Origin of the sequence: Haemophilus haemolyticus, assembly GCF_001008205.1 — a bacterium.
In the GTDB taxonomy this organism is placed as follows: Bacteria; Pseudomonadota; Gammaproteobacteria; order Enterobacterales; family Pasteurellaceae; genus Haemophilus; species Haemophilus haemolyticus_Q.
Genome location: NZ_LCTK01000014.1, coordinates 1 through 24,793, shown reverse-complemented (window position 1 = coordinate 24,793; position 24,793 = coordinate 1). Strand labels below are relative to the sequence as shown.

At 39.5% G+C, this 24,793-nt stretch carries 13 protein-coding genes; all 13 read left to right on the top strand.

Annotated elements, in window-relative coordinates; genetic code table 11:
• The first annotated feature begins 1 nt into the window (after window position 1).
• On the top strand, window positions 2-1,978 hold the full coding sequence (gene glgX / locus AAX18_RS03425; RefSeq protein WP_046952958.1) for a glycogen debranching protein GlgX: 1,977 nt from the start codon (window positions 2-4) through the stop codon (window positions 1,976-1,978).
• Between the two features lie 22 nt (window positions 1,979-2,000).
• Window positions 2,001-3,302: a glucose-1-phosphate adenylyltransferase gene (glgC, locus tag AAX18_RS03420; protein WP_005627058.1), complete on the top strand. Its 1,302-nt coding sequence runs from the start codon at window positions 2,001-2,003 to the stop codon at window positions 3,300-3,302.
• A 109-nt stretch (window positions 3,303-3,411) separates the two neighbouring features.
• Window positions 3,412-4,842 carry a glycogen synthase GlgA gene (glgA, locus tag AAX18_RS03415; RefSeq protein ID WP_046952957.1) on the top strand — a complete coding sequence of 477 codons (1,431 nt, stop codon included), beginning with the start codon at window positions 3,412-3,414 and terminating at the stop codon, window positions 4,840-4,842.
• Window positions 4,843-5,082: 240 nt separating this feature from the next.
• Window positions 5,083-7,548, top strand: a complete 2,466-nt coding sequence (locus AAX18_RS03410; RefSeq protein WP_046952956.1) for a glycogen/starch/alpha-glucan phosphorylase — start codon at window positions 5,083-5,085, stop codon at window positions 7,546-7,548.
• A gap of 181 nt (window positions 7,549-7,729) precedes the next feature.
• Window positions 7,730-9,502 carry a ShlB/FhaC/HecB family hemolysin secretion/activation protein gene (locus AAX18_RS03405; protein WP_046952955.1) on the top strand — a complete coding sequence of 591 codons (1,773 nt, stop codon included), beginning with the start codon at window positions 7,730-7,732 and terminating at the stop codon, window positions 9,500-9,502.
• Window positions 9,503-9,572: 70 nt separating this feature from the next.
• On the top strand, window positions 9,573-18,212 hold the full coding sequence (locus tag AAX18_RS08980) for a two-partner secretion domain-containing protein (protein WP_052748873.1): 8,640 nt from the start codon (window positions 9,573-9,575) through the stop codon (window positions 18,210-18,212).
• Window positions 18,212-18,583, top strand: coding sequence for a hypothetical protein (locus AAX18_RS03395; protein ID WP_046952954.1), 372 nt, complete (start codon window positions 18,212-18,214; stop codon window positions 18,581-18,583). The genes AAX18_RS08980 and AAX18_RS03395 overlap by 1 nt, the downstream gene beginning before the upstream one ends.
• 862 nt (window positions 18,584-19,445) lie before the next feature.
• Entirely contained in the window at window positions 19,446-19,892 is a 447-nt protein-coding gene (locus tag AAX18_RS03390) for a hypothetical protein (RefSeq protein ID WP_005637790.1), read from the top strand.
• Between the two features lie 73 nt (window positions 19,893-19,965).
• On the top strand, window positions 19,966-22,647 hold the full coding sequence (locus AAX18_RS03385) for a colicin E3/pyocin S6 family cytotoxin (protein WP_046952953.1): 2,682 nt from the start codon (window positions 19,966-19,968) through the stop codon (window positions 22,645-22,647).
• Window positions 22,648-22,659: 12 nt separating this feature from the next.
• Window positions 22,660-22,893, top strand: a complete 234-nt coding sequence (locus AAX18_RS03380) for a DUF7683 domain-containing protein (protein ID WP_046952952.1) — start codon at window positions 22,660-22,662, stop codon at window positions 22,891-22,893.
• Window positions 22,894-23,026: 133 nt separating this feature from the next.
• A complete protein-coding gene (locus AAX18_RS03375; protein WP_046952951.1) occupies window positions 23,027-23,704 on the top strand; it encodes a hypothetical protein in 678 nt (225 codons plus the stop codon).
• Window positions 23,705-23,935: 231 nt separating this feature from the next.
• A complete protein-coding gene (locus AAX18_RS03370; protein ID WP_032825330.1) occupies window positions 23,936-24,124 on the top strand; it encodes a hypothetical protein in 189 nt (62 codons plus the stop codon).
• Between the two features lie 172 nt (window positions 24,125-24,296).
• Window positions 24,297-24,793: hemagglutinin repeat-containing protein (locus AAX18_RS03365; RefSeq protein ID WP_196296019.1), on the top strand; the 497-nt coding region annotated here is incomplete at its 3' end.

Genomic DNA, 24,793 nt, shown 5'->3' with positions numbered 1-24,793 from the left:
TATGTTTACGATTTATAACAACGGCAAACCAGCGCCAATGGGCTATTCAATATTTACCGAGAATGGCGTGAAAGTGACTAATTTTGCACTGTTCTCTGCTGCAGCGAGTGGTGTTGAACTTTGCCTGTTTGATGGGGATAAGGAAACGCGCTTTCCTATGGTTCGCACAAATAATATATGGCATTTAGCTGTAGAAGGCGTTGAGGTTGGGACAGAATATGGATTCCGCATTCACGGTGAATATGCTAATCCAAATAAATTAATGCTCGATCCTTATGCGAAAGAGGTGAATGGTAAACCAGATTTAACTACCGAAGAAAGTCGTTCTTGGTTTTTAATGAATGATCATCGAGATAATGCTCATATTGCGCCAAGAGCGGTGATTATTTCAGAAGATTTTGATTGGGAAAATGATTCCGCACCCAATACGCCTTGGGCGGAAACCATTGTGTATGAATTGCACGTCAAAGGTTTTAGCCAACTTAACGACAAGATTCCCACTGAATTACGGGGTACCTATGCGGGATTAAGTCATCCTATCAATTTAGCTTATTTAAAAGAATTAGGCGTGACTGCTGTGGAAGTGCTGCCTGTAAATTTCCATATAAATGAGCCGCACTTACAAGCCCGAGGCTTACAAAATTATTGGGGATACAATCCCTTAGCTATGTTTGCGGTGGAACCTAAATATGCGGCAACAAATAATTCATTAGCTGAATTTAAAGCGATGGTGAAGGCGTTTCACAAAGCGGGCATTGAAGTTATTTTAGACGTGGTATTTAACCATTCCGCAGAATCAGAGCAAACTTACCCAACATTCTGCCAGCGTGGTATTGATGATCAAACTTACTATTGGCGCAACGATCAAGGGCGTTATATCAATTGGACAGGCTGCGGCAATATGCTCAATTTATCCTCCGATGTAGGGCGAAAATGGGTCGTAGATTGTTTACGTTATTGGGCTGAACAGTGTCATGTTGATGGTTTTCGATTTGATTTAGCCTCCGTGCTCGGGCGTGATACACCAGATTTTAATGCACAAGCTCAGCTTTTTACTGACATAAAAAATGAGCCAAGTTTACAAAATATTAAATTGATTGCAGAGCCTTGGGATATCGGACATTACGGTTATCAAGTAGGAAATTTCCCAAATTACTTTGCAGAATGGAATGATCGTTTTCGTGATGATCTTTGCCGTTTTTGGTTATGGAAAAGTGGTGAAATCGGCGCATTTGCAGAACGCTTTGCAGGTTCTAGCGATTTATTTAAGAAAAATGATCGCTTGCCACACACAACGCTTAATTTTATTACCGCTCATGATGGTTTCGTCATGCAAGATTTGGTGAGTTATAACCAAAAACATAACGAAGCGAATGGCGAAGAAAATCGTGATGGACGCAATGAAAATTACAGTTATAACCATGGGGTAGAAGGTTCTACTGAATCCCTTTCTGAACCGCAAAAAAGTGCGGTGGAAAATAACCGCACTTTTGCACAAAGCGGATTATTAATGAGTTTATTACTGGCGAATGGCACGCCTATGCTTTTGGCGGGCGATGAGTTCGGCAACACTCAATATGGTAACAATAATGCCTATTGCCAAGATAACGAAATTACTTGGCTGAAATGGGCAAATTTTAACAAGGAATTATTTCAACTTACCAAGCAAACGATTGCAGCGCGTAAGCAAATTGGTAGTTTAAATCGGAATCAATGGTGGTCAGGTGACAATGTGCAATGGCTTAACATTCACGGTAACCAGATGACAGTTGACGATTGGCAAAATCAACAAACCAAAGCATTACAAGTAGTTTTAGATAAGCATTGTCTTTTATTGATTAATGCCAAAGCCGAAGGGCAGGTTTTTCACTTACCCGATGGAAAATGGAAACCTCAAATCGGCACACATAATTTAACCCTCGATGCACAACAAACAGAGCTTAGCTCAATGGGCTTTTGTATGCTGAGTGATGAATAACTATAAGACTATGGAGATCCTTATGAAAGCTGGCGACCTTAACAAATATGATTTAGTTAAAAATACTTTGGTGCTTATTCTTGCGGGTGGACGTGGTTCACGCTTGCATGAACTTACGGATAAACGCGCAAAACCTGCCCTGTATTTTGGTGGTAACCGCCGTATTATTGACTTTGCACTTTCTAATTGTATTAACTCTGGTTTGAACCGAATTGGTGTAGTGACTCAATACGCTGCACACTCTTTACTTCGTCATTTGCAAACTGGTTGGTCTTTCTTACCACAAGAAAAAGGGGAGTTTGTTGATATGCTTCCTGCTCGTCAACAAATTGATGATTCAACTTGGTATCGTGGTACGGCAGATGCTGTTTATCAAAATATGGCGATTATTCGTGATCACTATCGCCCTAAATATGTTTTAATCTTGGCGGGTGACCATATTTACAAACAAGACTATAGCGTCATGTTGATGGACCATGTGAACAGCGGTGCAAAATGTACGGTAGGTTGTATTGAAGTACCACGCTCTGAAGCACATGAATTTGGTGTCATGGCGGTAAACGAAAATTTAAAAGTCAAAGCCTTTGTTGAAAAACCAAAAGATCCGCCAGCAATGGTAGGTAAACCAGATGTTTCACTCGCATCAATGGGGATTTATGTGTTTGATGCGGATTATCTTTACAAAATGTTGGAGAGAGAGGTCAATACACCACAAACTAGCCACGACTTCGGTAAAGATGTGTTGCCAAAATGTTTAGCGGAAGAGACTCTTTATGCTCACCCATTCAGCCGCTCTTGCATGGGGCGTAACACCGAAGGCGAAATTTACTGGCGTGATGTGGGTACGCTTGATAGCTTCTGGCAATCCAATATCGACTTAGTCTCTGAAAATCCACAATTAGATATTTACGATCAAAGCTGGCCAATTCGCGGTAATCCAATTCAAGCTTACCCGTCAAAATTCTTCTACAAAAATTCAAATGTTCATCCAGTCGATAATTCTTTAATTGGCGGTGGTTGTGTGATTACTGATGCCTCTATCAGTAATTCCGTGCTATTCGATCGCGTTAAAATTGATGCTTTCTCAAAAGTGGATCATTGCGTGGTATTGCCACAAGTTAAAATCGGTAAGAATTGTATATTGAAAAACTGTATTCTCGACCGTGAATGTATTATTCCAGATGGCATGGAAATTGGTGTGAATATGGAAGAAGATAAAAAACGATTCCGTATCAGTTCAACCGGTAAAGTGATTCTAGTTACCCCGAAAATGCTGAAAAAATTAGAAGGGGAAGAAGTCGTCTCTGAAGAGCATTTAGATTAATAATGAAAAAAGTGCGGTAAATTTTGACCGCACTTTATACCCCCCCTCTTTTCTAAAGAGGGGAGTTGATCGAGCATTATTTATGTTTTATAGGGAAAATAAAAATTAAATGAAAGTTTTACACGTTTGCTCAGAATTTTATCCGCTCCTCAAAACTGGCGGTTTAGCTGATGTTTTAGGGGCATTACCGCAAGCCCAAAATCAAATAGGGCTTGATGCACGTATTCTATTGCCTACGTATCCAGCGATTTCTGCAGGTATTTCTAATACACAAGTTGTGGCTGAATTTGATAATTTTGCGGGACATGTTGTGTTGCGCTACGGTGAATATAATGGCGTAGGCGTTTATTTAATCGATGCGCCACATTTATATGCGCGTGAGGGGAATCCATATCACGATTGTTACTATAATGATTATGGTGATAACTATAAACGCTTTGCCTTACTTGGTTGGGTTGGTGCTGAATTATCTACTGGTTTAGATAGCTGGTGGCGTGCGGATGTGGTTCACGCTCATGATTGGCATGCAGGTTTATGTGCCGCTTATTTATTTAATAAAGGTCGTCCAGCAAAATCGGTATTTACAATCCACAATTTAGCGTATCAAGGGCAATTTCATTATCAGCATTTGTTTGAAATTGGCTTGCCTGCAGGCATGTTTAATGTTGATGGTTTAGAGTTCTTTGGACAGATTTCCTATTTAAAAGCAGGCTTATTTTATTCCGATGTCAGCACTGCAGTGAGCCCGACGTATGCCAAAGAGATTACAACACCTGAATTTGCCTATGGCTTAGAAGGTTTACTTTCTGGTTTAAAATCTCAAGGGCGTTTAGTGGGGATTCTTAATGGTGTAGATGAAAATATTTGGCATCCAAATGCCGATCAATATATTCAGCATCATTACAAATTGAAATATATGGCAGGTAAAAAACAGAATAAGGCTGAACTGCAAGCTTATTTTAATTTACCGCAAGATGAAAATGCATTGGCATTTGTGATGGTAACCCGCTTAACCGAGCAAAAAGGCGTAGATTTATTGATTGAAAGTGCGGATGAAATTGTAAAACAAGGCGGCCAGTTGATGATTTTAGGTTCTGGCGCACCGCACTTTGAGCAAGGTATTCGTGAGCTTGCTGAACGTTATCCCCAAAATGTTGCAGTCAAAATTGGTTATGATGAAACACTGTCACATTTATTAGTGGCAGGTGGTGATGTGATTTTAGTGCCAAGCCGTTTTGAGCCTTGTGGCTTAACCCAACTTTATGGTTTGCAATATGGCACACTTCCTCTTGTTCGTAAAACGGGTGGTTTAGCCGATACGGTGGTGGATAGCTCACCGGAAAATATTAAAGATCGCACGGCAACTGGTTTTGTGTTTGAGCAAGCTACCGCTGAAGATTTACGTAGAAGTATCCAACAAGCGTTTGATATTTGGCAAAAACCGAGAGTCTGGTCAGCCTTGCGAGCGAATGCGATGGCACAAGATTTCAGCTGGCGTAAAGCAGCAGAACAATATCGTGCACTTTATGAACGTTTATAGTTTTATTTATAAACGTTAAGAGCAACAGTCTGTTTGTAGATTATTGTTGCAAGCTCTGTGATTATGCTTGTTTTTCGACAAAATAAGCATAAAATTCGAACGAATTTATTAGAGGTATAAAGGTTCTCGGATACAAATAGCGGTCTATTTCGATTGATTTTTTGAAATGTGCGTGAATTTTTAAATCAACATCTCTTTTATTATAGATAATTTTTTAACATTCAAACCGAGGTTTTACTTATGATAATGGATAATTTTGATTCTCCATTCCTATACAATCGCCCACAAATGACTGTTGAGGCAATCAAAAAATCAATTGTTTATAAGCTTATTTTTTTAATTGGTCGCTCACCGCGTGAAGCGAGCCAACGCGACTGGTTAAATGCGACTTTGCATGCTGTTCGAGATTTAGTGACAGAAGGTTGGATTACCACAGCTCGCCAAACTCGAGCAGAAGATTCTCGCCGTGTTTACTACCTTTCAATGGAATTCTTAATTGGACGTACCCTTTCTAATGCCATGATCGCAGAAGGTATTTATGGATTAGCACAAGAAGCCTTATCTGAATTAAATGTGGATTTAGAAGAAGTTTTAGAAAAAGAAGTTGATCCGGGCTTAGGCAATGGCGGTTTAGGTCGTTTAGCTGCTTGCTTTATGGATTCTATTGCGACCCTTGGTTTACCAGGTATGGGCTACGGTATTCGTTATGAATATGGTATGTTCCGCCAAAAAATTGAAAATGGTCAGCAAGTAGAACGCCCTGATGCGTGGCTTGAAAAAGGGGCACCTTGGGAGTTTATTCGCCCATCTAAACGCTTTACCGTAGAATTTGGCGGTAACATTCACTTTGAAGGCAAAAAATGTATTTGGCAAGATACCGAAAAAGTGACCGCACTTGCTTACGACCAAATGATACCAGGTTATCAAAATAATTCTGCAGCAACATTACGCTTATGGTCTGCTCATGCAGGTGAAGTATTTAATCTTGCAGACTTTAACCGCGGTGAACACCTAGCTGCATTAGAAGAGCACTCCGCAAATAAAAACTTATCACGCGTACTTTATCCTGATGATTCTACTTGGAATGGTCGCGAATTGCGTTTACGTCAAGAGTATTTCTTAGTATCTGCATCACTTCAAGATATTTTACGCCGTCACAAACGCACCCACGATAGCCTTGAAAACTTGGCGGATAAAGTGGCGATCCATTTGAACGATACCCACCCAGCGTTAGCAATTCCTGAATTAATGCGAATTTTAGTGGATGATGAAGGTTTTGAATGGAAAAAAGCTTGGGAGATGACGCGTAATATTTTCTCTTATACTTGCCATACCCTTATGTCTGAAGCATTAGAAACTTGGCCAGTGGAAATGATGGCAAAAATCTTACCACGTCATTTACAGATGATTTTTGAAATCAATGATCATTTCTTAGAGTATGTTCGTTCTTACGTCACCACGGATAACGATTTTATTCGTCGTGTTTCATTGATTGAAGAAGGTTATCAACGTAAAGTGCGTATGGGCTGGTTGTCTGTTGTAGGTTCACACAAAATCAACGGGGTTGCCGAAATCCATTCCGATTTAATGGTAACATCCACTTTCGCAGATTTCGCTCGTATTTTCCCAGAACGCTTTACCAATGTAACAAACGGTATCACACCGCGTCGTTGGTTAGCCGTTGCGAATCCACAATTAGCCGCATTGTTTGATAAATATATCGGCTCAGAATGGCGTTGCGATTTAAGCCAAATCGAAAAACTCAAACCGTTCGCACAAGAAAAAGCATTTAAAGAGGCTGTTGCTGACATTAAATTTGCTAATAAAGTGAAATTAGCGGAATACGTAAAATGCGAGTTAGGGGTAGAGCTTGATCCGCACGCCTTATTTGACGTGCAAGTAAAACGTATTCACGAATATAAACGCCAAATGTTGAACGTATTACATATTATCGCTCGCTACAATGAAATGCTTACCAACCCTGAAAAAGATTGGCAACCTCGCGTATTTATTTTAGCAGGTAAAGCGGCTTCGGCTTATTATGCTGCGAAACAAACGATCCATTTAATTAATGATGTTGCTAATGTCATCAATAATGATGAGCGTTTGAAAGGCCGTTTAAAAGTTGTATTTATTCCAAATTACAGCGTAAGCCTTGCCCAGTTAATTATTCCAGCAGCGGATATTTCAGAGCAAATTTCACTTGCAGGCACAGAGGCTTCTGGCACCAGTAATATGAAGTTTGCCTTAAATGGTGCATTGACACTCGGTACACTTGACGGTGCGAACGTGGAGATCTTGGAAAACGTGGGTGAAGATAACATCTTTATTTTCGGTAACACTGTGGAACAAGTTGAGCAACTTCGTCGAGAAGGGTATAGATCATTTGAATACTACCAGAATGATGCTCAATTACGCACAGTCGTGGATCAAATTATTGAGGGTAAATTCTCACCAGAAGATCCTCAACGTTATCATCAACTATTACAAGGCTTGCAATACCACGATTATTATCAAGCTTTCGCTGATTTCCGTAGTTATGTAGAAACTCAAAAAGCCGTAGATGAAAAATACAAACAACGCGACCAATGGATTGAAAGCACTATTCAAAATATCGTGAATATGGGCTTCTTCTCATCTGACCGCACTATTAAAGAGTACGCAGAGAGAATTTGGAAAGTTGAGCCTGTTCAATTAGGTGATTAATTTTATATTCATAGCCAATAAATAAATTATCTGCATCAAGCCCGAGTTTGATGCAGATTTTTTTATATTTAAACTAATGAAAAATAATAGAAATTACTGATGTAAACTTTATGGTCTTTTTAAATAGATTTTGATATCTTATCAACCATAATTTATTAATAACTTTATCTTTAGGGTAACAATGAAAAAATCCTCACACTTTTTTCTTTCTAGTTTATTATTTATTTCACCTTTTGGTTTTTCAGCGCCAAGTTCACCCAATGCCAATTTAGAAAAACAAATCGATGCCAAACAACAGAGGCAACAAGCGGAACAAGATGCAGCGATTTTAGCCCAGCAAACACAATCCCCAAATGTGCGTTTAGAGGGTGAAAAAGAAGCCTCTCGAGGCTTTCCGCAGAATGAAGCGCAATGTTTTCCTATCAATCAATTGGTGCTGACCGATTACCAAGCTGAAGAAAGTTCATCAGCATCTTCCCTTAAATTAATCCAACCAAGCCGATTCTCTTGGGCATTAAAGTCAGTTTATGCTGGACGTGATTTTGCTCTGCCTGCTTGTATTGGCTCTGAGGGGATTAATGTATTACTTCGTCGTATTCAAAATCGTTTAATTGATTTGGGATATGTCACTACACGCGTAGTGGTCGAGCCACAGGATTTGCGTTCAGGTATGCTCGTGTTAACCGTGATTCCGGGTAAAGTAGGTCGTATTCAATTACAAGACCAAAGTGCGATTCCGTTTGCCACCCGTGGTACCTTATGGTTTGCCATGCCAATGGCGCAGGGGGATATATTAAATATTCGCAATATTGAACAAGGTTTAGAAAACTTAAAACGCGTACCGAGTGCTGATGCGAATATGGAGCTTGTGCCAACGGATGCAGTCGGTGAAACAGATGTGGTGATTGCTTATAAGCAACGCTTACCTTTTCATTTAACCTTGGGATTAGATGATTCAGGCAGTAAAGCTACGGGGCGTTTACAAGGTTCAGCCACGTTTTCTTGGGATAACGTGCTAACCCTCAATGATATGTTCTATATCAGTGGTACGCGTAGCTTTAAGCGTGATAGTGATGATGCGGAAGGCGATTATGGTAGTAAAAATATTAGTCTCTATTATTCTATTCCTTGGAAGAACTATCTCTTAACCCTTTCTGGTTCAAAATATTCTTATCACCAAACGGTAGCGGGCGCATTTGAGTCTTATACCTATTCAGGTGAAAGCCAACAAATGAAAGCGAACTTAAGTCGCTTATTATCTCGTGGAAGTCTTTATAAAACCTATGTGAATACTGCGTTATGGACGAAAAAATCGCATAACTACATCAATGACACCGAAATTGAAGTGCAACGTCGTCGAACAGCTGGTTGGGAAGTGGGGCTTAATCACACCCAATACATTGGTGAAACAGTGTTACAACTGTTTGCGAACTACAAACGTGGTACGGGTAGGAATAAATCCCTACCAGCTCCGGAAGAAGCGTTTGGTGAAGGGACTTCCCGCATGCAGATTTTTACTGCAGGCGTTGATTTTACCTATCCTTTCACTATCGGCAATCAACCTTTCCGCTTTAACACCAGCTGGAATGGGCAATGGAATGGCACACCTTTAACACAACAAGATAAATTTAGTATTGGTGGCCGTTATACCGTGCGAGGGTTTGATGGCGAGCTATCGCTTTCCGGTGAAAAAGGTTGGTTATGGCGAAATGAGCTAGGTTGGAATATCGTCAATAAGGGACATGAGCTTTATTTAGGGATTGACCGCGGTAAAGTGCACTCTAGCCAAGAAGAGCTTCAAATCGGTGACAGCCTAATGGGTGGTGCAATTGGACTTCGTGGCAAACTATGGGGCATTAACTATGATTATTTCGTAGGTGTTCCAATTAAAAAACCGGAAGGATTTAGAACCAGTCATGTGACAACCGGATTTAATGTGAGCTACCGTTTTTAATGCTCACGCTTTTAGATGAATAAATTGATTAAAACCAAACAGAATTTAAAACTTTAAAGGAAATTAAAAAATGAATAAACGTCATTATAAAGTGATTTTTAGCCGTGTATTAAATCAGTTTGTGGTGGTCTCTGAGTTAGCAAAATCTCAAGGTAAAGCACAAAGCGAAAATGTGAGTCCAGAACAAGAAAAAACAGGATTATTTTCAACCGCACTTTCACTTAATCCTATTCATTTCAGCTTAATGTTAGCATTAGGCTTTGTCTTCTTATCGCCTTCTGCTCATGCACAAGATATGGCGATTCGTGCAGATAAATCAGCACCGGGTAATCAACAACCAACGGTGCTTCAAACAGCGAATGGTTTACCGCAAGTGAATATTCAAACACCAAGTGCAGGTGGGGTATCACGTAACCAATATTCGCAATTTGATGTGGCAGAAAAAGGCGCTGTGTTAAACAATGCTCGTAAAGCAGCACAAACGCAAATAGCGGGTTGGGTACAAGGTAACCCGAATCTTGCTCGTGGTGAAGCGAAAGTCATTCTTAACGAGGTAAATTCAGCTAATCCAAGCCGTTTAAAAGGCTATGTGGAAGTAGCGGGTAAAAAAGCGGATGTGGTGATTGCGAACCCAAGCGGTATCCAATGTGATGGCTGTGGTGTGATTAATGCGGGGCGAACAACGCTAACAACCGGTAAAGCAGAAGTAGAAAATGGCGAGTTGAAAGGCTATCGCGTAAAAGGCGGTAAGGTGACTGTTGGCCAAAAAGGGATAGATAACAGCCAATCTGATTACACCGATATTATCGCTGATAAAGCAGAAATCAAAGGTGGGGTTTGGTCGAAAAAAGACATTAAAGTTACTACAGGAAAAAATAAAGTCGATAGCACGAATGATTCGGTGGTTTACGTGGGTGATGAGAACACCGATAAAACCGACCGCACTTCTGATACCCAAGGCGAAAACCAAAGCTACAGCGTGGATGTAAGCCAATTGGGCGGGATGTATGCAGAGAAAATCCATTTAGTGGATAACGGCCAAGGCCTTGGTGTACGCAATGCGGGGCATATTGGTGCCTCTATCGGTGAGGTGAAAATTGATAGTCAAGGGCGTATTGTTAATGAAGGGGTGATTAGCGGTAAACAAGATGTCCAAATCAAAACCAAGTCTGATTTTGTTCAAAAGGGTAAAGTTGAAACAGCACGAGGGGATGTTCTAGTTGATGCTAAAAATAAAATTACTCAGATGGGCTCGACTATTTCAGGTGGGCATATTCGTTATCAAGCGGATTCTGTCGAAGCGGGCAAATCTTCTGTATTAGCTGCGGGTGTTGAGGAAAATGGTAAAGTCCGCGAAGTTGATGAGGTTGGTGAGACTAAAAACCTTGAAATAAAAACAGCAAAAACAACTGTGGCGAAAGGGAAAAATATCGCCTCTGGTAAGGTTGATGTTCAAGCTCAAACAGTTGATGTCAGCGAGAGTCAGACAAGTGGCCAAGATGTTCATATTGTGGCTCATCAAGGTGAAATTAATGCAAATCAAGCGACGCTCGTTGCAAAAAACGAGATCGGATTGCGTACACCTTCTCAACTTTTGACGCAGCATGCTAATTTAAAAGCGGATTGGATTAATGCAACCGCGCAAAGGGTGGAGAATCAACATGGTCGATGGGCAAGCCAAGGTGCGCGTGATTTCTCATTAAACCTAGAACAAGGGTTAAATAATGAAAAAGGCTTAATACTTTCTAGTGGAAATATGAGTCTTACACAGCATAATCAATTCTTAAATAATCGAGAAGGGCGTTTGCTAAGTGGTAAAGACTTAACTTTAACCGCATTATCCGTGGATAACCGAGCCGGAATGATTGTTGCTGACGGTTCTTCAACGTTAAATATTGCAAGGGATATTAATAACCAAAAAGTAGGCAATGCAGGTTCACTCATTCAAGCACAGGGTGATTTAACGGTTAATACCACGAATCTAAATAACCAAAATACTAAAGGTAATGCGCAATCAGTACCAACACAGGGTATTCTTGCGGGTAAGGCTGAGGTGAATGCTCAGCAATTGGATAATAAACAAGGTGGGATTTATTCGGTTTCTTCTCAGGTATTGAATATTGTTAATCAATTAGACAACACGCAAGGTGAATTATTCTCTACAGGGGATATTCGTATTCAGGGTAAAGGCGCTTCCATAAAAAATAGCCAAGGTTCAATTCAGGCAGCAGAAAAACTGAATATTCAGGTTAATGCACTTTCTGGTAATGGCGATATTGAGGCTAACCATACAAATATCCAACTTGTTCAGGATTTTGATAGTCAACGCGATTTAGTTGGTCGTTCTTCATTAAGTTTAACAACTCAAGGACATTTGATTAATCAAGCAGGGTTACTTTCTGAAGGTCATACCCAAGTTAATGCGAAGAATATTGAAAATACAGAGAATGCTGAAATTCAAGGAAAACAAACCGCACTTACAAGTGAGCAGAATATAACCAACCGAGGATTGATTAAAGGGACAGTAGAAAATGTTATCAAGACTGGTGATACATTAACTAATATCGGTACTGGTCGTATTTATGGTAGTCATGTTGCTTTACAGGCTGGTCAAAAAATAGTGAATACAGATGAATTACAATCCGATGGAACGATTAAATCAGCGGTTGTTGCGGCAAAAGAACGTCTAGATGTTGCGGCGCCTTTTGTTGAGAACAGTAAAACAATCTTTACTCAAAATTGGGCATTTAACGGTATTGGCGGTACCTTATCCTCTGAAGGAAAAGTTGTATTTGGTCGCGTTTTAGATGAAAACAATCAATCAAAAGATTTAGGCGATAAATTATTAAATAGCGGTAGTTTGATTGAGGGACGTGGTGTTGTCCTTGGTATGCATCAAACTTTAAACAAAAATGCCCGTATTAATACAAGGTTAGAGGAAGTCAAACGTGAAACGGTAGAGGAACATTACTTAGTTGAGGGCAGAAATCCAAATGCTAATGAGCGGATTAATTTTAACCTGTTGAAATGGGTCTCATTTAGCCGCGCAGGCAAGGTTGCTTATAAAACAGACAATCCAGTAATGGCAACAGATGCGAATATTGATGGCAAAATTATTGCTCAGCCAGGAGAGAATATTTGTGTGAATGAGTCAAATTGCTCTACTGTTGAATATAACAAAAACGATCCGATTTGGGCTGCTTTAGGTGTGGCACCACCAAAAACTGAGGCGCCAAACGTCACCGTTCCTAAAGAACTTTTAATCAAGCCTGAAGAGCCTGAAATGCCAGCGCGTATGTATTTTGGAAATGCTCGATTCCATAAGAAAAAAATGCAGGAATATGAGCTTAAATTAGCAGAGTATAAAGTAGCAATGAAGGCATATGAGGAAAAATTAGAACCTTATAAAGAGCAGTTGGCACCATATTTCAAATGGCAATTAGAGAATGAGCCCGTTTTTAAGGCTTTAAGTGATGCGATTGAAGCTCATAATAGAAAGATAGAGGGTAAGCGTTTTACCAATTTCTGGGATATTAATGTGAAAGAACGTATAACCAGCGAAACTAAGGTGAAAGAAACGCATCCTGGTAAGATTTTAAGTCAAGGCGATGTTGAATTTAACGGTAATGTGGAAAATAACCGCAGCCAAATAATTGCGGCAGGTAAGATTTATAACCCTAATAACCCTTCTGAGGGGGTAAACAATGTACCCGAAATGGGGATTACTCGAGTTGTTGATAATGGGAATCAAGAGTGGACTTACTCTCGTTGGCGAGGCGGAGTTAAACGATATCATCAGCGAGACTGGGCTGGCCGTCATGACTACCAAAAAATCACTGATACAGAATTGGATTTAAAACAAGTGCGTACGGAAGCCTATACGACAGTGACGCCTGAAGGTGAAAAAGCCAATCTTTCGATGGAAACTATCGCACTTGCGAACAATATTAATGTTGCCAATGGCGTGAATCAATCGAATGCTAAAGCTGAACTGAGTGAAATTCGTACGATTGGTGCGGATGTTTCTTTGCCTACCTCTAGCCTTTATCGAACAAATCCCGAGGCAACGAATCGCCCATTAATTGAAACGGATCCACAGTTTACCGATCGTAAACAATGGCTCAGTGGTGACTATATGTTTAAAGCACTTCGCAGTGATCCACAAAATATCTTAAGACGCTTAGGGGATGGCTATTACGAGCAGCGTTTAGTGCGAGATCAAGTTAATCAGTTGACGGGACGTATGTTCTTAACAGGTTATCAAGATTTAGAGGCGCAATATAAAGGGTTAATGGATAATGGTATCACCTTTGCTAAACGCTTTAACTTAACCCCGGGTGTGGCTTTAAGCCCTGCTCAGGTCGCACAACTTACGTCAGATATTGTCTGGTTTGAAGAAAAAGAAGTGACGCTACCAAGCGGAAAACAAGTCAAAGTGATGGCACCTCGTGTCTATGCCATGGCGCAGAAAGGAGACTTAAATGGCGAAGGTGCGTTGATTTCAGCGGATGTGATTGATTTACGGAGTAACCGTTTAACCAATAGTGGCACGATTGCAGGCCGTAAGCTTACGTTATTAAATACCGAAAGCTTATTAAACGAAGGCACTATTACAGGTGATAAAGTAGACATCAAAACCACGAATAACTTCGATAATATCGGCGGTAAAGTGGAAGCTGAGCGCGCCCTCTTAGTGGATGTGGGCGGTAATTTAAATCACGAAAGTACCACGATGACGACAAATGTGGACTTATCTCATTTCCAACGTAGTGAAACGACATTGGCTCGTAAAGCGCTTTTCCATGTAAAAGGAGAAGATGGCCAGTTAGAACTCTCATCAAATAATCTGAACGCTAAAGGTGCAGATATTATTAACGATGGCAATGGCAATACGCTTGTTCAAAGTAAAAATAACATGAATCTGACCGCACTTTCAGTGGGCTTTGATGAGAAAATGGGCGCAGGCAATCATTACCGTCATGAGAAAGTGGAAGAAGCGGTAGTCAGCCGCATAAAAGGCAAAGGTGATGTTGAGCTAACCGGTAAAAATATTTTATCCGAAGGGGCACAGTTGGATAGCGAAGCGAAGTTAATGGCTATTGCTAAAAATGACCTTGTGCTGAATGGTGCAAAAGAAAGCCGAGATTTTGAGGAGTTTCACAAAACGAAAAGTGGCAGCCTTGCTAGAACGACCAAAACCAGTCTTGACAAACAACACTCCGTTACTCAAGTCGGCACTCAGGTGAGCGGTAAAGAGGTGGTGCTTTCAGCAGGTCATGACGTGAAGGCGAAAGGTATGCAGGCTATTGCGGATAATGATCTGCATATTCAGGCTGGACATGATGTTGATATTGCAGCGGATACCAATCATTTCAAAAATAAGCGCGTGGAAACCAAGAAAACCAGAGGTGTGTTCACAGACGGCGGTATTGGTTTTACCGTTGGTTCGAAATCAGAAAAACATGATTATGAAACGGAAGGTTGGACACAATCAGATGCACGTAGCACGCTGGGTTCAATGAATGGCAATATCACAGTGAGTGCGGGCAACCATTCGAATGTCATGGGAACGGATATGATTACGCCAAACACGAATCGCATTGATATTAAAGGTGCAAGCGTGAAGGTCGAAGCCGGAAAAGATATTATTGAACGTAAAGAGGGGCATGAGTATAAACAATCTGGCGTGACAATTGCCTTGAGTACACCAGTGACTGATATGGCGCAAGCGGCTTATAACAGTGTGAATCGCAGCCAACAAGTCACCAATGGAAAACTCAAGGCACTTTATGCAGTGAAAGCCGCGGAAGAAGCGACAATGGCGGCTCAAAATGTGGGTAAGGTGGCAGAAACCTTAGATGCCTTAAGAGCTGGTAATATGCAGAATACAGGGACGACATCCAGCCCAAGTATGAAGGTGAGTATTGGTTATGGCAGCCAAAAACAAACACAAAGTAGCGAAAGCCAGAGTATTAGTCATCAAAAATCAACGGTGAGCACTGGTACGCTTAATATAAAAGCCCGCGATGAAAAACTCACCTTTGAAGGCGTGGATGCGAATGCGAAATTGATGGAATTATCAGGCAAAAAAGGGATTGAGATAAAAGGTGTAAAAGATGAGGAGCACCAACGCACAGAAAATAAATCAGCAGGGGGCAGTGTAGGCGTCTTTGTTGGAACCAATGGTAATAGTTACGGATTTGGTATAGAGGGTTCGGTCAATGCTGCTAAGGGCAAATCTAACTCGGATAGTGAACGTTGGCAAAATAGTCATTTCACAGCGGATAAAATCATCACGAACAGTGAAGAAGGCGGCTTAACCCTTGATGCAGCGAATCTTAAAGCGAAACGTTGGGAAGCGAATATTCAAAATCTGACGATAACGAGCCGTCAAGATACAGAGAAATACGAATCCAAACAAACGAGTGCGAGTGCAAGTGGCTCGGTAGCGTATGGTTCAGGTGGCGGAGCTTCGGTGAGTGCCTCCTATAACAAAGCTAAGGTAGATTATGCTCAAGTGAATGAACAAACCGGTATTCGTGTGGGTGAGGATGGCATGGATGCCCATATCCACAACCATACCCAACTGAATGGTGCCATCATCGAAAGTGATGCTGATGCAAGTAAAAACCGCTTTAAAACAAAATCGCTCACGCATACCGATATTGAAAATAAAAGCGAGATTAAAACCGAAAGTGCGAGCATGAGTGCGGGCAGTGGCGGAGTGAATCCAATGCAGGCGCTTAGTAGTGCCTTGAGCTTATTGGGCAATACCAATGAAAGCGCGCGCAGCACCACCCAATCAGCTATCAGCGACAATATTCAGATAGAGACTGAAACACCGGAAAAACTGACCGCACTTTCACGTGACACCAAAAATGCGAATCAACGTGTTGAAAAGCAAGATTTACAAAAAGTGCAAGAACGCCAAGAAATGGCGAAAGTGATAGGTGACATCAGCAACAACGCGATAAGCATCGCCACGTATAATGAGCGTGAGAAAATTAACAAGCTAGGGCTTGAGAAGTTTAAGCTGGAAGAGCAAGCAAAAGCGTTGAAGGGACAAGCGGGTAATGAACAACAGCTTGCCGCCATTAAGCAACAGCTGACAAGTGTTCAAGCCGAAATCACGAAAACGCAAGGTGAAATCGACCGCACTTACGGCATAGGTAGTGAAAAAGGCATGGCAATTCGTGCCGTGACAGCGGCATTACAAGCGGCGGCACAAAACGATACCGCAGGCAGTCTTGTCGCATTAGCTTCACCTTATCTCAACAAAACCATCCACGAGATGACGGCAGGAGACACCGCAAAAGACAAAGCGACTAACCTTATGGCACATGCCCTTCTTTCCGCGGTGGAGTTTCAAGTAACAGGCAAAGACCCATTGACGGGTGCAGTGGCAGGGGTGACGGGTGAGGCAACCGCTGAAATCATCGCGAGAGCTTATGGCAAACCGGTCAGTGAATTAACAGCCAATGAGAAGGAGAACATTAGCACGTTAAGTCAACTGGCAGGCGGATTAGCTGCAGCATTGACGGCGAAAGCGAATGGCGCCACAGCGGAACAAGGGGGGAATTTCCTTGCTGCCACCTCTGGGGCTGGAACGGCTAAAAGGGCGGTAGAAAATAATTACCTAAGTGTTGCAGATGTTGAGAATCTCATTCGAGAACTGAGCAAAGCACAAAAAGAAGGCCGTGATACTAAACCGATTTTAGAGAAATATAAAGGGATTAGTGAGGAAAACCGCCAGCAACTCATAGCGTGTAAGGGGAATGTGGCTTGTGAAACAGCACATTTACATGAAATGAACACAGGGGGTGAAGAGCTTGAGAGAAATTTGGGGTTCTTTAGTCGTATGACGGTGTATTATCCAAATGATTTAAATACAGCAAATCGTATTGCATTATCTAATTTAGTTGAAAGTGAAAATGCAGAAAGTTTTAGCAAGCTTTCGGATACCACAAAATTTGGTTTGAATTTGATGGAAGCTAGTACAGCAATGGGTTTTGGTGCTGCGGCAGGCTATGCAAAAGTTGGATTTAGCAAAGTTAAGAGCTTAATTAGTGGAAAAAATGAAGCTTATCCGACTTCGGGAATGGATGGGTATAAGCGTACTAATGTTGGGGATGAGGATTATCGTTCAAGTGGTGCTGAGAACGCAGCATTGTATCCTAAATTAAAAGAGGAGTTAGCAATGAAGCAGAAAGCTGGGTTTGAAAAAGTTGTTAAAGATTTAAGTAAAAAACCTACCGGTAGTGTTTTAATGATACCTGATTATCGTCATCAATTGTCAGAGGCTAGATCAACTTTATCACCTAAGTTGCAGAGAAGTGGGAATGCAGCCGTTGCTCAAATTAATATTGATGGATTAACCACTAGAAAATTAGTTAGTCATAGTCAAATAGATAAAGCACAAGGTAGTTTTGTTGGGCAAGGAGAAACAAAATTTGAATCTCTAAAATTACCTAATAAAAAGGGAGATTTGATAGATAGAAGAGTTGATTCTGAGTATAAGATTTTATCTAATTTAGCTGATCAATTAGGTTCTAATAGACAAGCAAAAGGTCAAGTCACAATATTTACTGAGCGTCCAGCTTGCTTAAGTTGTTTAGGTGTAGTAGACCAATTTACCAAACGCTATCCAAATATAAAGGTAAATGTTTTTGACAATAACGGAAAAGCAATTAAACATAATGGAGAAAAATAATGGCAAAACGAGTTAATTATGAAACTTTAAAACAATGGTTTTTTGACGATGCCTACATTTGGTGTCAACGTAAATTTACTGAAGGGAAAATAAAGAATTGGCATGGAGAATTTAATGAATGGGGAGGAGCTTTAGATAGTTTTGATGGGCATTTTGATTTGTTAATTGAGAAGTTAATGCTAAATGTAATTTTTATTATAACTAATGGAGCAAGGCATATATTGAGTCATCAAATAGTTTTTAATGAAATACAAGAGATTTTATTGAATAATAACCTTGATGAGCTAATTTCTATTTTAGAAGAAGATGAAAAAGAGGATTTTCTTTATGATTTAAATTTGATTTTAAATAATAGGGAGATTGAAGAATAGCAAGTAGTATAATGATGTTTACTCAGATATCTCCACCTAAATAGAGAGCATGTTCTGAGGCATATTTTTATTTATCTAAAAATAAACAAAAAGAAGGTGGTAAATGATGAAATATTTTATTGTTTATTCTCTTGCTTATTATGTTTTATTGTTTTTGAATTGATTCTAGGTGTGCTTGATTATTTTATTTATGGGCTGTTTACAGGGGATTTTATACGGACTGCAATCGCATCTATCATTGTTTCTGTTATAGCTATGGTTATTCATTTGATTTTTGGTATGAAGAAGTAAATTATTATCTTTTGATAAAACAAGGTTGAACATCAATGATGTGTTATTTATTCCTGTATATAAAATAAAGGTTTACGTACTTACGTTGGTTAGTAAACCACTATCTAAGGATGAAAAAATAATGAAAAAATTATGCTATCTAATATATGCAAGTTTAATATTTTCTTTGTCGACAACACTATTGATTTTTCTTTTTGTTTTATTGGATTATATGAATGAGGGTGTTTTCGACTATGACAAACTTATTAAAGTCTTTAGCTTTTCATTCATTTCTTCTTTTATTATTATGATTCTGTATTTATATAGAAAATAAAATTTTTATATTCATGTTACCCCCAGGTGGCGCGTGTTTCCTAACGCGCGCTTGTATCAGATACACATATTAATAGTAGAACATATGGGGGGAAAATACAAAAGCTCAAATAGTTAATGATGCTAGTAATTTATGCTACGCACAAGATTGTGATATTAATCATATGAGAAAATCTTTAATAGATAAAGGTTATGATTCTTTGGCGGTTGAAGAGGCAATAAAGGAAATTATTATAAGAAATAAAAGTAGAGGAATTAAATGAAAAATTTTGTGGGCGATATAAATATTTTTTTAAATGCTTTGGGTGAAAAACAAGGTAGTAACTTAATATTAAAAGCTATTTCTATTGTGGCTACGGATTTTGAAGTGGAGTATTTTGAATGCGATAATATTCGACATACTTATTTTCACTTTTTTAAAAGAGGAGTTGATTTTGTTTTTTCTAAAAATAATGATAGTGAGTTTTTGGAATCTATATTTTTTTATGTAAATAAATATAACAATGAGTATTATGATCACCCTTTTTTAGAACAGCTTTTTGGGGAATTAAATAATAAATTTAGTCAAAATGATCTAATGGTAAAATTTGGAAAGCTGGAAGCTTATTCTGATAATTGGATTAGGTATAGTATTAATAATAAGTATATTCATTTTGAATTTAATGAGTTAAAGGAACTTTCTCAAATAACATTGTTTATTAAATGAGACACTCAATAGCTCAGATCTCCTGATGCGTGCTTGTATCTAACTAAAAATAAACAAACTGAAATTAACCGATATGGCACAGGCGGCTTATAACAGTGTGAATCGCAGCCAACAAGTCACCAATGGAAAACTCAAGGCACTTTATGCAGTGAAAGCCGCGGAAGAAGCGACAATGGCGGCTCAAAATGTGGGTAAGGTGGCAGAAACCTTAGATGCCTTACGAGCTGGTAATATGCAGAATACAGGGACGACATCCAGCCCAAGTATGAAGGTGAGTATTGGTTATGGCAGCCAAAAACAAACACAAAGTAGCGAAAGCCAGAGTATTAGTCATCAAAAATCAACGGTGAGCACTGGTACGTTTAATGTAAAAGCCCGTGATGAAAAACTCACCTTTGAAGGCGTGGATGCGAATGCGAAATTGATGGAATTATCAGGCAAAAAAGGGATTGAGATAAAAGGTGTAAAAGACGAGGAGCATCAACGCACAGAAAATAAATCTGTAGGGGGAAGTGTAGGCGTCTTTGTTGGAACCAATGGCAATAGTTATGGAATTGGTATTGAGGGTTCGGTGAATGTGGCGAGGGGCAAGTCGAATTCGGATAGCGAACGTTGGCAAAACAGTCACTTGCAAGCGGATAAGCTCATCACAAATAGCGAAGCAGGAAACCTCAGCCTTGATACTGCGAATCTCAAAGCAAAACGTTGGGAAGCGGATATTCAAAATCTGACGATAACGAGCCGTCAAGATACAGAGAAATACGAATCCAAACAAACGAGTGCGAGTGCAAGCGGCTCGATGGCACAGGGGGCAGGAGGTGGTGCTTCGGTGAGTGCCTCCTATAACAAGGCGAAAGTGGATTATGCGCAAGTCAATGAACAAACCGGTATTCGTGTGGGTGAGGATGGCATGGATGCCCATATCCACAACCATACCCAACTGAATGGTGCCATCATCGAAAGTGATGCTGATGCAAGTAAAAACCGTTTTAAAACAAAATCGCTTACGTATACCGATATTGAAAATCGCAGTGAGATTAAAACCGAAAGTGCGAGCATGGGGGCAGGCACGGGAGGCATTAACCCGATGCAAGCTATCAGCTCCACCCTCAGTTTATTAGGTAACACCAATGAAAGCGCGCGCAGCACCACCCAATCAGCTATCAGCGACAATATTCAGATAGAGACTGAAACACCGGAAAAACTGACCGCACTTTCACGTGACACCAAAAATGCGAATCAACGTGTTGAAAAGCAAGATTTACAAAAAGTGCAAGAACGCCAAGAAATGGCGAAAGTGATAGGTGACATCAGCAACAACGCGATAAGCATCGCCACGTATAATGAGCGTGAGAAAATTAACAAGCTAGGGCTTGAGAAGTTTAAGCTGGAAGAGCAAGCAAAAGCGTTGAAGGGACAAGCGGGTAATGAACAACAGCTTGCCGCCATTAAGCAACAACTGACAAACGTTCAAACAGAAATCACGAAAACGCAAGGTGAAATCGACCGCACTTATGGAATTGGTAGTGAAAAAGGGATGGCGATTCGAGCGGTGACAGCGGCATTACAAGCGGCAGCACAAAACGATACCGCAGGCAGTCTTGTCGCATTAGCTTCACCTTATCTCAACAAAACCATCCACGAGATGACGGCAGGCGATACGGCAAAAGACAAAGCCGCGAATCTGATGGCGCATGCGCTGCTTTCTGCGGTGGAATTCCAAGTGACAGGCAAAGACCCATTGACGGGGGCAATTGCCGGGGTAACTGGTGAGGCAACAGCTGAAATCATCGCGAGAGCTTATGGCAAACCGGTCAGTGAATTAACGGCAAATGAGAAGGAAAACATTAGTACGTTAAGTCAATTGGCGGGTGGATTGGCTGCGGCATTGACAGCGAAAGCGAATGGCACCACAACAGAGCAAGGTGGGAGTTTCATCGCTGCGACTTCTGGGACTGAGACGGCTAAAAGGGCGGTGGAGAATAATAATTTTGTTGCTTTAGCTGCTGAGGGCTTCACACTTGTTTGTTCAAGAACTTGTTTGCAAGCCCTTTCAGGGATAGCGGGTGTTTCAATTGGTATAGGTTTATCGCCTAATGAAAAAGAAGTTGCTATTGTGGCTGCTGCGATGAGAGATCCTGAGGCTATGTCCAAATTAACAAAGGAACAGGTTTCTTATATAAATGAGCAAATCTTGACAGATGGTGGTTTTGTTAATAATAAAGAGCTTTTCGGTGATAAGGTTTGGGTTCCGAATGCAGATGGCGGATATATGCCAGTCGATCCAAGTTTAGTGACAACAACATATGGTGGTAAACCTGTAGTTGATCCAAGAATTTTTGTTAATCATACAGGAGGTATTGAGTATCCAGCAGATTATAATTTGCCAACAAATACAGGCGGAAATCAAATACTAAATAATGATAAGGGGAGTCATATTCTAGTTGGAGGTGAAAGTCAGGTTGGGGATTGGAAAGATGGGGTGCTATTAAATCAAAAATACCATCCAAATCCTAAATTAGTAGATATAACAGGCATTTCAGGATTAAAACCAGCTAAACCTAAGACACCAGTTCAAGGCGGGGGAAAATTAAGAGCAAGATGGAAAGATCCAGATGGAAAAATATATGAATGGGACTCTCAGCATGGAGAATTAGAAAAATATGATAGGAGAGGAAAGCATCTAGGTGCTTTTGATTATAAAACTGGGGAGCAGATTAAACCTGCAGAACCTAAAAGGAAGATAGAACCATAGTATAGAGATAATATGATGCAAAAAGTTAGAAGATATATTGAAATATATAGTAATGTTACTGATGAAATCCTTTTAAGAATAGAAATAAAAATAGGAGCAAATCAGATAAAAGAATTTATATCTATTGATTCAGATGATCCTGATGTATTGGGAGTTTATTCATTAAATGATAATGACTTAAAGAAATTTGGGATCACTAATTATGATGAAACTTCTATAAGTTTTTTCATAACTTCTGAGTTGTAGATCATAATGGTAATTTACCCATGGAAGCTTTTCATATGATACTATAATAGTATTGTTATTACATTATTTTTAGATTGACACTTAAATGTACGAATAATACTAGGGTATAAATCTATAACTAGCTAAGAAAAAGATGATTATCGGAAATCCAGGGATATATGATAGCAAAGGGAATTTTAATAGCTTTGCTATTCAAATAGATAATATTGTAGATACAGATTATTTTTCAGTTAACCTATGTATCGATATGAATATTTATCCACCCCAATTGGCTTCTAATAAAGCAAGCTATCTTATTGATTACTTTAATCCTGAATTGGAAATTTTCTCCAATATAAATGATGATTTATTTTATTTGGATGATAGGGATTTAATGATTAATCTAATGGCAAAGGGATTTGGATATACATATGCTATTGAGGAATTAATAAAAGAAAATAAAATTGATTATCAAGAGTTTATAGATAATGAAGATATTTTTTTCGAAAAATTGAATCTAGTTAAACAGAGTGGAGAGGTAAACCCATATTTATGGGAGATAGACTATATGGAGTATGTAAACAAAGGGTTTTATCCTTTTGTAATAAATAGTTCTAGTGGGTTATCTAAAGTAATAGTTGTTTTTAATAAGAATAGAAGTTATGACTTAGATTATATTGAGGATAGATTATTACTTTCTAATATAAGAGCAAGTAAGAGTGTGGGTTTCTTTGACGAGCAATTTTGGGGAGTGAAAGTGTCTTGTATTAAGACTGATGAGTTAAGTCTAATAATTAATAAGATTCAATCTGTGTTGAGTGCTTTTAAATAAAATATAATGTGTTATATATAAAAAGATTTCATAAATCTTATAATTTCACATCCAACTTCGCATAAGCAAGATCTACTTTTTCTAATGCTTTTTCCACAGAAATTACATTGAAAGGGATTGTTAAAGATAATAAAGACCCTGTTGAATCTGGAGTTAGGGCAGCTAGATCTGGGAGTGTTGCAATAATTTTCTTGATCAGAGAGAAGAGAAAATGAAAAGTAAGGATAAAGAATGAAATTTATTATAGAACTATTTAAATTATCTATCGCTGTTTTATCTGGTGTTATTATTTTATATATAACCGAGTTGGTTCGGTATGGACGTGTAGAAAATTTTGTAGATTTTCTAGAAGATGTTTATCCTTATGCTTTTGTTATTGCAGTGTTTGCGATTTTAGCAAAAGAGAAGATAGACCATTGAGTTTTATAGGATAAATATTTCAGAAAATATCAAGTTTTCTAACGTTAGGTTTTAGTGGATTGTAAACTTTTAGCTATCTGAAAGGTATATAATTTAAAATATCTAGATATAAAGTGCGGTCAATTTTAAAAGAGTTTTAAAACTTCTCAAAATTGACCGCACTTTTTGTATTGTGAAGATTAGTATTGGTTATGGTAGTCAAAAACAAACTCAAACCAGCGAAAGCCGGAGTATTAGTCATCAAAAATCAATGGTGAACACCGGTACGTTTAATGCGAAAGCACGCGATGAAAAACTCACCTTTGAAGGCGTCGATGCGAATGCGAAATTAATGGCATTATCAGGCAAAAAAGGGATTGAGATAAAAGGCGTGAAAGACGAAGAGCATCAACGCACAGAAAATAAATCTGTAGGAGGAAGTGTAGGCGTCTTTGTTGGAACCAATGGTAATAGTTACGGATTTGGTATAGAGGGTTCGGTCAATGCTGCTAAGGGCAAATCTAACTCGGATAGTGAACGTTGGCAAAATAGTCATTTCACAGCGGATAAAATCATCACGAACAGTGAAGAAGGCGGCTTAACCCTTGATGCAGCGAATCTTAAAGCGAAACGTTGGGAAGCTGGCATTCAAAATCTCACTGTTACGAGCCGTCAAGATACGGAAAAATA